Origin of the sequence: Mycobacterium interjectum (assembly GCF_900078675.2) — a bacterium.
GTDB classification, from domain to species: domain Bacteria; phylum Actinomycetota; class Actinomycetes; order Mycobacteriales; family Mycobacteriaceae; genus Mycobacterium; species Mycobacterium interjectum.
On record NZ_LT546236.1, the window covers coordinates 97,738 to 109,178 of the forward strand.

The following is an 11,441-nucleotide window of genomic DNA, read 5'->3' on the forward strand; positions in this document are numbered from 1 at the left end:
CGTCTGGTGGCCGGAGCGGGGCCCGGCGAACACCGCTGGCAGATCACCTCCCGCACTCGGCGATGCGCCGGCGCAGGAACTCCCGGCTCGGCTCGGAGCCATTGCCCTCCAGCGCCGCTCGGTACCAGCGCGCGGCTTCCGCGTACCGCCCGGCGCGCCGGAGCAGATCGGCGCGCACCGTCACGACCAGGTTCGACCGGCCCAGCCGGGGATCGTGCGCGATCGTGTCGAGGGCGGCCAGACCGGCGTCGGGCCCGTCGCGGAAACCGACCGCCAGCGCGCGGTTGGCGCGCACCACCGGCGAGTCCGTGATCTGCAGCAGCCGGTCGTAGGCCGCGCAGATGGCGACCCAGTCCGTCTGCTCCCAGGACTGCGCCGTCGCGTGCAGTGCGGCGATCACCGCCTGCGGCAGGTAGGGGCCCGTCGATCCCTGGGCCTGCCGCAATCGGTCCAGCCCGCGGGCAATGCGGCCGCGGTCCCACCGGCGACGGTCCTGCTCGTCGAGGGGCACCAGCGCGCCGGCGGCGTCGACCCGGGTCGCTCGTCGCGAATCGTGCAGCAGCACCAGCGCGGCCAACGCGTGCGCCTCCTGCTCGTGCGGCATCAGCGCGCACAACTCCCCGGCCAGCCGGACACCCTCGTCGCACAGTTCGTCCCGGATCGCCGACGGGCCGGCCGTCGACCAATACCCCTCGGTGAACACCGAGTAGATGCACCCGAGCACATGCGGCGTGCGCTGCGGGAGCAGCTCCGCGGGCGGCACCCGCAGCGGGATGTTCGCGTGCCGAACCTTGTTCTTGGCGCGGGTGATTCGCTGACCGATCGCCGCCTCGCTCTGCAGCAGCGCGCGGGCGATCTCGCCGACGGTCAGCCCGGACACCAGCCGCAGCGTGAGCGCCAGTTGCGACTGCCGGTCCAGCGCCGGGTGCGCACAGGTGAACATCATCCGCAGCTCGTCGTCGCGGACCGGATGCGGGTCGGTGCCGTCGGTGCGCGCCACAATGTCGTCCACCACCGCCGCCAATTCCTTCCCGGGACGCACCGATTCGCGGCGCAGCCGATCGCGGGCGCGGTTGCGCGCCACGGTCACCAGCCAGCCGCCGGGGCTGTCCGGCAGCCCGTCGCGCGGCCAGGCGCGCAGCGCCTCGGCGCAGGCTTCCTGGACGGCGTCCTCCGCGATCGTGAGGTCGCCCGACCATCGCGCGAGCGCGGCGACGGCGGGTCCCCATTCCCTACGGAAGACGCCGTCCAGGTTGGTCATGCTCTACAGGGCCGAGACCCCTGCCAGTTGCCGCACCTGCACCGTCGAGGCGGGGATCATCGATGCGATCTTGACGGCCTCGTCGCGGTCGGCGGCGCCGAGCAGGTAGATCCCCGTGGCGATTTCGGCGCCCTCGACGTATGGCCCGTCGGTGATCAGAACCTCGCCGTCGCGCACCCGCACCGTCGTCGCCGTGGACCTGTCGTGCAACGCCGCACCGCCGATGATGTGGTCGCCCGCGGCCGCGTGGAGATCGGCGTGCTTGGCCGCCACCGCTTCCCACTCCGGGGTGCCGGGTGTGTGCGCGGATTCGGCCGGTTCCAGCAGCAGCGCGAGCCAGTCGTTACCGGTGAGCTTGCGGGACAGCTCGATCGAGTGGACGGCGGGCCACACCTCCACGGCCCCGAACGCGGCGAGCGGGATGTCGCGGGCCAGTGCCAGCGCCTCGTCGAGGTTTTCCGCCTCGAACACGTAGAAGCCGCAGGCCACCTCGGCGGACTCGGCGAACGGCCCGTCGGTGACCATCGGCGCGTCCGGGCCGCCGGTGATGACCATCGCGGCGGCGGCGGGAGCCAGCGCATCCCCGGATTTGATCGCGGCGCGGGCCTTGGCGTGGAAGCTCTCCCATGCCGCCATCGCGGCGGCGGCGTCGTCGGGTGTGCGGTCTTGCTCTTGACTGATCAACAGCGCGAAGTACTGCATGTTCGTCACCTCCGGTTGTGAGCGAAACCCTGTGTTCCACTCTCTACCTAGTCGACGAAGGGCGCAGCCCCGATCCGACAGTTAGGCGGCGCCCGGCTTGAGGTAGGTCACCAGGCTGCAGTCGAGCATCTCGTCGGCGAAGTAGTGCTCGCAGCCCCGCAGGTATTTCATGTACCGCTCGTAGACCTCCTCGGAGGTGACCTCGATGGCCTTCTCCTTGTTGGACTGCAGGGTGTCGCCCCAGATGTGCAGCGTCTTGATGTAGTGCGGCCGCAGCGAAAGCGGTTCGGGCACGACAAAACCCGCCTTCTCGCCGTGTTCGATCATCATCTCGGTGGACGGCAGACGACCCCCGGGGAAGATTTCGGTGATGATGAACTTGATGAAGCGCACCGTCTCGAAGGTCAGTTTCTTGCCGCGGGCGGCCATGTTGTAGGGGTGATAGCTGACGCTGCTCTGAATTGTCATCCGGCCGTCGTCGGGCATGATGTCGAAACACCGCTTGAAGAAGTCGTCGTAGTTCTCGTGGCCGAAGTGCTCGAAGGCCTCGATCGACACGATCCGGTCGACGGGCTCGTTGAAATCCTCCCAGCCCTGCAGGCGCACCTCACGGGAGCGGTCGGTGGCGAGCTCGCCGAGCACCTGCTCGCAGCGGGCGTACTGGTTCTTGGACAGGGTCAAACCGATGACGTTGACGTCGTAGCGCTCGACGGCGCGCTTCATGGTGGAGCCCCAGCCGCAGCCGATGTCCAGCAGCGTCATGCCAGGCTTGAGATCGAGTTTGTCGAGGTTCAGGTCGACCTTGGCGATCTGGGCTTCCTCGAGCGTGAGGTCCGGCGGCTCGAAGTAGGCGCAGCTGTAGATCCGAGTCGGGTCCTGGAACAGGGCGAAGAAGTCGTCCGAGACGTCGTAGTGGGCCTGGATGTCTTCGGAGCGGGTCCGCGTCTTGGTCGGGCCGGTCGGTTGCTCAGCCATTCTTGCCTTGTTCTCCTGGAATGAAGTTCACCGCCGGCAACGCAGGTGTGCGTCGTGGCGTCATCTGACGCGCAACGATACCGAAGCTCACTTCTCCAGCGTGAATTGGTTGCAGTCGACGTAACCCGTGCGGAACACCTTGGCGCACCCGGTCAGGTACCTCATGTACATCTCGTAGATCTCTTCGGACTGGATGGCGATGGCCTGGTCCCTGCGCGCCTCGAGGGCCTCGACCCAGAAGTCCAGGGTCGTCGCGAAGTCCTGTTGCAGCGACTGGCGGCGGGTCACCGTGAAACCGACCTTCGCGGAGTGCTCCTCGACGGTCTCGATCGTCGGCAGCCGGCCGCCCGGGAAAATGTCGGTGACGATGAACCTCATGAACTTCGCCATCTCCATCGTCATGGGGAGGCCCCGCTCCAGCACCTGCTTGACGTGCAGCCCGGTGATCGAGTGCAGCATCATGACGCCGTCGTCGGGCAGGGCGTTGTAGGTGAACTTGAAGAAGTCGTCGTAGCGGTGAAAACCGAAGTGCTCCAGAGCCTCGATGACGATGATGCGGTCCACCGGCTCGCTGAACTCGGCCCAGTCGCGCAGCAGCACCCGTCGCGACCGGTCGCTGTCGATCCCGTCGAGCACCTGCTGGCAGTAGGCGTGCTGATTCTTCGACAGGGTCAGCCCGACGACGTTCACGTCGTAGCGCTCGACGGCGCGCTTCATCATCGAGCCCCACCCGCAGCCCACATCGAGCAAGGTCATCCCCGGCCGCAGCCCCAGCTTGTCCAGCGACAGGTCGAGCTTGGCGAGCTGCGCCTCGTGCAAACTCATTCCCTCGCGCGGGAAGTACGCGCAGCTGTAGGTGCGCGTCGGGTCCACGAACAACGCGAAGAATTCGTTCGACAGGTCGTAGTGCGCTTGGACATTGTCGAGGTTGGACCGCTTGAGCGTGGCCCCCACCCGGTTCTCGAGCATCATGTCCTCCCCGCTGGGACAGCACCTTGGCTCGATGCCGTTGCCCGGCACCCTACACGGCGCCGGCCCCATCCCCCGCGTTTGAAGTCGCGCGCCCCGGGGTTTCTCCGTCGGTTCGTTTCCCCAGTGTGACGCGCACCACGGTCATTTTTCCAGGGTGAACTGATTGACGTCGATATAGCCGGTCCGGAACGCGTTCGCGCAGCCGGTCAGGTACTTCATGTACCGCTCGTAGACCTCGTGGGATTGAATCGCGATGGCCTCGTCCTGGTGCGCCTGCAGGGCCTCCGCCCACAGGTCAAGGGTCCGGGCGTAGTGCGGCTGCAGCGACTGCCGGCGGCTCAGCCTGAAACCCGCCTTCGCCGAACGTTCCTGCACCATCTCGATCGACGGCAACCGGCCGCCCGGGAAGATCTCGGTGACGATGAACTTGATGAAGCGGGCCATCTCGAATGTCAGCGGGATGCCCCGCTCGATGCACTGCGGTCCCGTCAGCCCGGTAATCGTGTGCAGCAGCATGACGCCGTCAGCGGGAAGGATTCTGTGGGCCAGCGCGAAGAAGTCGTCATAGCGATCGTGGCCGAAGTGCTCGAATGCGCCGATCGACACGATGCGGTCGACGGGCTCGTCGAATTCCTCCCAGCCGGCCAGCAGCACCCGCTTGCTGCGCGGGCTTTCCATGTCGTCGAACGACTTCTGCACGTGGGCGGCCTGGTTCTTCGACAGCGTCAGGCCGACGACGTTGACGTCGTAGGTTTCAATCGCCCGCCGCATGGTCGCGCCCCAGCCGCAGCCGACGTCGAGCAGCGTCATGCCGGCCCGCAAACCCAACTTGCCCAGCGCCAGGTCGATCTTGGCGACCTGCGCCTCTTCCAGCGTCATGTCGTCGCGCTCGAAGTACGCGCAGCTGTAGGTCTGGGTGGGGTCCAGGAACAGGCGGAAGAAGTCGTCGGACAGGTCGTAGTGCGCTTGCACGTCGTCGAAGTGCGGCGTCAGATCCTTGGCCATGGATCACCTCACTTTGTGAGGGTGTACTGCGCGACGTTGGAGATGCCCTTCCGGAAGAGGTTCGCGCAGCCCGTCAGATAACGCATGTAGCGGTCGTAGACCTCTTCGGACTGGATGGCGATGGCGCGGTCCCGATTGGCCTGCAGGTTCGCCGCCCACATGTCCAGGGTCCGGACGTAATGCTGCTGCAGGTATTGGACCTTCTCGAGCGAGAACCCGGCTGCCGTCGAATTGTCGACGATATCGGCTTCGCCGCACATCGAGCCGCCGGGGAAGATTTCCGTTCCGAGAAAGCGAAAGAACCGCAGATCACTCATCGTCACCGTGATGCCGTGGTCCCGCCAGTACGTCTGCGGATAGGTGAATATGCTGTGCAAGAGCATCCGGCCGTCGGCGGGCAGGATGTCGTAGGCGCGTTCGAAGAACAGGGGCCAGCGCTCCTTTTTGAAGGCGTCGAACGCCTCGAAGGTGACGATGCGATCCACCTTCTGGTCGAATTCTTCCCAGCCCTGCAGCCGAGCCTCGGCTTGCCGAGTGGTCGGGATCGCGGCCAGCCTGGCCTTGCTGCGCTCATAGTGGTTGCGGCTCAGGGTGATTCCGATGACGTTGACGTCGTACTTCTCGACGGCGCGCACCAGCGCCCCGCCCCATCCGCAGCCGACGTCGAGCACCGTCATCCCCGGTTCGAGGTTCAGCTTGTCCAGCGCCAGATCCACCTTGGCGAGTTGTGCCTCTTCCAGGGTCATGTCGTCGCGCTCGAAGTAGGCGCACGTGTAGACCATGTTGGGGTCCAGGAACAAGCCGAAGAAGTCGTCGGAGATGTCGTATGTCGACTGCGACTCTTCGTAATACGGTTTCAGCTCCGCCATTGCTCGAGATCCTCCCAACGCCAACCGTACAACGCAGTAATAGTGTCCGTGAAATTCACTGGGCAGTGGCGAAAGCCATCCGACCCTGGCCTCAGCCGGCCTCGGTGAAGTTGCTAGTGAGCACGCTGATCAGCCGATCCCACAATTGCTGAGGCAGATCATGGCCCATGCCGTCAAACAAGAATAGTCGAGCGCCGTCGATGGCGCGTGCGACCGCGCGTCCGCCCGATGGACGCATCAGTTTATCGGCCCGGCCGTGCAGCACCACAGTCGGTGCGACCGTCCGCCGGTTGTAGCCGAGCAGGCTGCCGCTGGCCATGATCGCGCTGAAGTGCCGCGCGACGCCCCACGGATAGTAGCTGCGTTCGTAACCCTCGATCGCCTCGGCCCGGACCTGTTCCTCGGGCGCCTGGTAGCGCGGGCTGCCGGTGATCTTGGTGACGCGCACGACGTTGTCGACGATCACCTCGCGGGGGGAACCGGGCGGCGGGCCTTTGAGGACCGCCAGCAGGGCGCGCGGGGCCGGGGGCGGCAGGAACGGGCGATTGTTGCTGGAAAAGATGACCGCCAGGCTCTTGGTTCGCTCGGCGAATCGGGCGGCGAAGACCTGCGCGATCATGCCGCCCATCGATGCCCCGACGATGTGGGCGCGCTCGATGCCCAGCTGATCGAGCACGGCCGCGGCGTCGTCGGCCAGGTCTTCCAGCGCGTAGGCCGCCTCGCCGCGCAGCCCGAACCAGAACCGCAGCAGCCGCGGGATCAGGGATTGGCCGGCGCCCGCCCGCGGCGTCTTGCTGGACAGGCCGACGTCGCGATTGTCGTAGCGGATGACGCGCAGGCCCTGGGCGACGAGCTTTTCGCAGAACGCCGTCCGCCACAGCAGCAGCTGGGCGCCGAGCCCCATGATCAGCAGGACGGGCGGGTGCTCCACGTCGCCCATGTCCTCGTAATACAGCTTCACCTCGCCCGAGCTGGCTCTCGAATTGGCAAAGCCGGTGCGGATGTCCATCGGGTCGCCCCTAGACCTCCACGTCGCTTTGATGCTCGCGGCTGACCTCGACCATGAAGTTGGCGAAGTATCCCGTCAGCTGCGGGTCGGACATCATCTGCCACTTCGGCGCCAGCAGCTTCATGTACCGCTCGACGTAGAGGAACTGCTTGCCGATCAGCACCAGCTCGCGGGGCAGCTTGACGTCGTAGGCGTCGGCGAGCGCCGACAGCTGGCGCCCGATGTCCGCGTAGGACATGTCGCCGAGTGACTGCATGGTCAGCGGGGTGGCGAACTTTTCCAGGTCCTTGGCGGCCTGCGCCTCGGGCTTCATGGTGCCGACGGCGCCCATCAGCACCACGATCTTGCCGGCCGAGGCGTGGTCCTTCTTGACCAGCAGCGCGTACACCAGCTCGCGCAGCAGCCAGCGGGTGCGCGGGTCGATGCGGCCCATGATGCCGAAGTCGAAGAACACGATGCGGCCCGCCTCGTCGACGTACAGGTTGCCGGCGTGCAGGTCGCCGTGGAACAGTCCGTGCCGCAGCCCGCCCTCGAACAGCGAGAACAGCAGCGCCTTGACCAGCTCGGTGCCGTCGAAGCCGGCCTGGCGGATGGCCTTGACGTCATCGATGCGGATGCCGTGCACCCGCTCCATGGTCAGGACCCGCTCGGAGGTGAAGTCCCAGTGCACCTGCGGCACCCGGATGTTCTTGCCCAGCGGGGACGCGTGCAGGTGCGAGACCCACGCGTCCATCGACTGCGCCTCGAGGCGGAAGTCCAGCTCCTCGGCCAGGTTGTCGGAGAAGTCGGCGACCACGTCCTGCGCGGACAGGCGGCGGCCCAGCTTGGCCAGCTCGACGGCCTGGGCGAACCGCTTCAGGATCTGCAGGTCGGCGGCGACCCGGCGCCGGATGCCCGGGCGCTGGATCTTGACCACGACCTCCTCGCCGCTGTGCAGCGTCGCGTAGTGCACCTGCGCGATGGACGCCGACGCGAAGGGCGTCTCGTCCCACTTGGCGAACAGGTCGGCGGGGTCGCCGCCGAGGTCCTCGACGAGGAGCTTGTGCACCTCTTTGGGGTCGGCGGGCGGCACCCGGTCGAGCAGCCCGCGGAATTCGCGGGACAGCGATTCGCCGAACGCGCCGGGGCTGGACGCGATGATCTGCCCGAACTTCACGTAGGTCGGCCCCAGGTCGGCGAACGTGTTCGGGAGCTCCTTGATCGCCTTCTGCTGCCACGGCCCCCTGCCGGGCAGCTTGCTGATGATGCGGGCGGCGGCGCGGGTGACCTGCCAGCCGGTGGCTGCTACCCGGGCCGCTTCGACCGGCAGCGGCACCCGGTCGAGCTTGGCCACCTCGCGGTGCTTGGTAGTAGTCATTCCAGCAGTCTGCCAAATCGTGGCTGTCAAGTCCCAATTGCCGTGAGCGCGCTCACCGGGCCCCGGCGAGCGCGAAGTGCTCGGTCAGGGTCTCGATGATCGGCCGCCAGACCGGTTCCGGAAGATCGTGGCCCATCCCGTCCACCACGACGAACCGCGCGCCGGGTATGGCCGCGGCGACGGCGCGCCCGTTGCGCGGGCGGACCATCGGGTCGGCCGAACCGTGCAGCACCACGGTCGGGGCGGTGATCGCCTTGGCGTACCCGAGCAGGCTGCCGGTGCCCAGCACCGCGTCGAACTGGCGCAGCATGCCCGGCGGGTAGCTGCAGCGGTCGGCGAGCCGGCGCACCCGCGCGCGCAGCTCGGCGTCGGGCGGCAGGAAGTTCGGGCCGTTGAACACCGCGACGTTGCGCACCTCGAAGGCCAGCTTCTCCTCGGCGGAGGCGTTCTTGGCCGGCGGATCGAACGCCAGCCTGATGACGCGCCAGGCCGGCAACGCGGAGAAGGGCTTGCCGGTGGTGGACATGATGACGCCCAGCGAGGCCACCCGGTGCGGCGCGGTGCCGGCCAGGATCTGCGCGATCATGCCGCCCAGCGACGCCCCCACCACGTGGGCCCGGTCGATGCCCAGCCGGTCGAGCAACGCCAGCACGTCCTCGGTCATGTCGACCAGGGTGTAGGGCACGCGACTGGGCCTGCCCAGCAGGTAGCGCCCGACCCGCCGGTACACCGGGCCCCGGGCCCGCAGCCCGTGCATCTTGGCCGACAGCCCGGTGTCGCGGTGGTCGAAGCGGATGACGCGGTACCCGGCGCCGACGAGGCGCGCGCAGAACCCGTCGGGCCACATGGGCAGCTGGGCGCCCAGGCCCATGATGAGCAGCACGGGCGGAGCGGCCGGGTCGCCGAGGTCCTCGTAGTAGAGCTCGACGGGGCCGTGCGGCGTCTCGCGGCGCGCGATCCCGCTGCGGATGTGCGCTATTTCTTCCAGGGCCGGACCCATCCTTCGATCTGCCAGTTCTCCAGCGCGGCGATCAACTCGTACATGGTGGCGCCGTCGATGGTTTCCCGGACGATGTCGGCGTGCCCGGCGTGGCGGGCCAGCTCGTTGATGACGTGCAGGATGACCCAGCGCACCGACCAGGCCTTCTGGTTCTTGGGGAACCAGGGGATGTCCCGCGGAACGGGCACCGCCGCGTCGAGGTCGGCGGTTTCGACCAGGCGCAGCGATTCGGCGTTCTGCGCCTCGAAGGCCTTCAGCAGCCCGGCCAGCGTCTCGTCGGCCCGCATCACGTGTTGGTCGCCGAACTCCTTGGCGATCTCGTCGAAGGGCCGGGGGTCCTTCGGGGGCAGGTCCGGCGCCGCGGCGACGCGCGCCATCCAGTTGCGTTGCATGGCGGTGGCGTGCTTGATCAGCCCACCGACCGACAGCGCGCTGACCGACGGCGTCGAGCGGGCCTGTTCGTCGGTGAGGCCGTAAGCGACGGCGAAATACGCGCTTTGGTGGAAGGCCAGGAATTCACGCAGGGCGTGGCGCTCGTCGGTGACGGGCGGGGCGAGGGCGGGCATCACCAGATCCTAGGTCCAGATGCCTCCACCGCGGCGCCTCGCGCCGTAAGGTGCGGGGATGCAGGTGATTTCGGCGGACTCGACCGAGCTTTTCGTCGGGCCGCCGGACGCGCCGCTGCAGCTGGCGCGCATCGGCCTCGCGGGCTGCGTCGCGCCGAGCGCGATCCGCGTCGAAGGCGACGGCCTGAGCGGTGCGGCGATGGCCGAGCCCGGAGCCGGGGCCGTCGAGGTGCCGGTCACGGTCGCCGGTCCGGCCGTCGGTCAGCGCAGGGCGGCGCGGGTGCACGCAGGTGGCGCCACGACGGAATTCGAGTTCACCGTCGCCGAGCCCGGGTGGACCATGTTCATGGTCAGTCACTTCCACTACGACCCGGTCTGGTGGAACACCCAGGGCGCCTATACCAGCGAGTGGGCCGAAGACCCGCCGGGGCGCCAGACCAACGCCTTCGAACTGGTCCATGCCCACCTGGAGCTGGCCCGCCGCGAGCCCGAATACAAGTTCGTGCTGGCGGAGGTGGACTACCTCAAGCCGTACTGGGACACCCACCCCGAGGACCGCGCCGACCTGCGCCGGTTCCTCGCCGAGGGCCGCGTCGAGGTGATGGGCGGCACCTACAACGAACCGAACACCAACCTCATCGGACCGGAAACAACCATCCGAAACATGGTGCACGGAAACGGTTTTCAGCGTCACGTGCTGGGCGCCGACCCCGCCACCGCGTGGCAGCTCGACGTGTTCGGCCACGATCCCCAATTTCCGGGGTTTGCCGCCGACGCGGGCCTGACGTCGAGCTCGTGGGCCCGCGGCCCGCACCACCAATGGGGCCCGGGCGGCGACGTGGACCGCATGCAGTTCTGCAGCGAGTTCGAGTGGATCGCGCCGTCGGGTCGCGGCCTGCTCACCCACTACATGCCCGCGCACTACGGGGCGGGCTGGGGGATGGACTCGTCCACCTCGCTGACGGAGGCCGAGGGGGCCACCTATGCGCTGTTCCGACGGCTCAAGAAGGTCGCCCTGACGCGCAACGTGCTGCTGCCCGTCGGGACCGACTACACGCCGCCGAACCAGTGGGTGACCGCGATCCACCGCGACTGGGCCGCGCGGTACACCTGGCCGCGCTTGGTGTGCGCGCTGCCGCGGGAGTTTTTCGCGGCGGTGCGCGCGGAACTGGCGCAGCGCGGTCGTGAGCCGTCGCCGCAGACCCGCGACATGAACCCGATCTACACCGGCAAGGACGTGTCCTACATCGACACCAAGCAGGCCAACCGGGCCGCCGAGAACGCCGTGCTGGCCGCCGAGCGCTTCGCCGTGTTCGCCGCGCTGCTGACCGGCGCCGAGTACCCTCAGGCCGCCCTCGCCAAGGCGTGGGTACAGCTGGCCTACGGCGCACACCACGACGCCATCACCGGCTCGGAGTCCGACCAGGTCTACCTGGACCTGCTGACCGGCTGGCGCGACGCGTGGGAGCTGGGGCGCGCGGCCCGGGACAACTCGCTGGCGCTGCTGTCCGGCGCGATCGGGGGCGACGTGGTCGTCTGGAACCCGTTGGCGCACCGGCGCACCGATCTCGTGACCGCCCGCCTCGACGCGCCGCCGGGCGCCGGGGTCCGCGTTCTCGATCCCGACGGCACCGAGCTGCCCGCGCACGTCGAGCACGACGGGCGCTCGGTCACCTGGCTGGCGCCCGACGTGCCCTCGCTGGGCTGGCGGGCCTACCGGCTGGT

General features: G+C 68.1%; 11 protein-coding genes. 1 reads left to right on the forward strand and 10 read right to left on the reverse strand.

Translation table 11 applies throughout. The annotated features are described in order from the left end of the window. Positions 1 to 43: 43 nt before the first annotated feature. From BN4348_RS16395 to BN4348_RS19490, 10 genes are all read right to left on the reverse strand, one after another. Positions 44 to 1,261, reverse strand: a complete 1,218-nt coding sequence (locus tag BN4348_RS16395; RefSeq protein ID WP_066907210.1) for an RNA polymerase sigma factor — start codon at positions 1,259 to 1,261, stop codon at positions 44 to 46. A 3-nt stretch (positions 1,262 to 1,264) separates the two neighbouring features. Next, positions 1,265 to 1,963: a YciI family protein gene (locus BN4348_RS16465; RefSeq protein WP_066907213.1), complete on the reverse strand. Its 699-nt coding sequence runs from the start codon at positions 1,961 to 1,963 to the stop codon at positions 1,265 to 1,267. An 81-nt stretch (positions 1,964 to 2,044) separates the two neighbouring features. Continuing rightward, positions 2,045 to 2,938, reverse strand: a complete 894-nt coding sequence (mmaA4, locus tag BN4348_RS17170; RefSeq protein WP_066907216.1) for a hydroxymycolate synthase MmaA4 — start codon at positions 2,936 to 2,938, stop codon at positions 2,045 to 2,047. 87 nt (positions 2,939 to 3,025) lie between these two features. After that, positions 3,026 to 3,907, reverse strand: coding sequence for a cyclopropane mycolic acid synthase family methyltransferase (locus tag BN4348_RS17730; protein WP_066907239.1), 882 nt, complete (start codon positions 3,905 to 3,907; stop codon positions 3,026 to 3,028). 144 nt (positions 3,908 to 4,051) lie between these two features. Continuing rightward, a complete protein-coding gene (gene mmaA2, locus BN4348_RS17735) occupies positions 4,052 to 4,915 on the reverse strand; it encodes a cyclopropane mycolic acid synthase MmaA2 (RefSeq protein WP_066907218.1) in 864 nt (287 codons plus the stop codon). A gap of 8 nt (positions 4,916 to 4,923) precedes the next feature. Then, positions 4,924 to 5,784 carry a cyclopropane mycolic acid synthase family methyltransferase gene (locus BN4348_RS18105; RefSeq protein ID WP_066907221.1) on the reverse strand — a complete coding sequence of 287 codons (861 nt, stop codon included), beginning with the start codon at positions 5,782 to 5,784 and terminating at the stop codon, positions 4,924 to 4,926. Positions 5,785 to 5,875: 91 nt separating this feature from the next. Continuing rightward, on the reverse strand, positions 5,876 to 6,793 hold the full coding sequence (locus tag BN4348_RS18150) for an alpha/beta fold hydrolase (RefSeq protein ID WP_066907223.1): 918 nt from the start codon (positions 6,791 to 6,793) through the stop codon (positions 5,876 to 5,878). Between the two features lie 10 nt (positions 6,794 to 6,803). After that, positions 6,804 to 8,150, reverse strand: coding sequence for an ABC1 kinase family protein (locus tag BN4348_RS18325; RefSeq protein ID WP_066907226.1), 1,347 nt, complete (start codon positions 8,148 to 8,150; stop codon positions 6,804 to 6,806). Positions 8,151 to 8,202: 52 nt separating this feature from the next. Then, positions 8,203 to 9,150 (reverse strand): alpha/beta fold hydrolase, encoded by a 948-nt coding sequence (locus BN4348_RS18605; RefSeq protein WP_066907229.1) that lies wholly within the window; start codon positions 9,148 to 9,150, stop codon positions 8,203 to 8,205. Next, positions 9,126 to 9,716 (reverse strand): DinB family protein, encoded by a 591-nt coding sequence (locus BN4348_RS19490; RefSeq protein WP_066907232.1) that lies wholly within the window; start codon positions 9,714 to 9,716, stop codon positions 9,126 to 9,128. The genes BN4348_RS18605 and BN4348_RS19490 overlap by 25 nt, the downstream gene beginning before the upstream one ends. Before the next feature lie 58 nt (positions 9,717 to 9,774). Here BN4348_RS19490 and BN4348_RS19495 point away from each other — a divergent pair. Next, on the forward strand, positions 9,775 to 11,441 hold a 1,667-nt coding region (locus tag BN4348_RS19495), incomplete at its 3' end, for a glycoside hydrolase family 38 N-terminal domain-containing protein (RefSeq protein ID WP_456238193.1).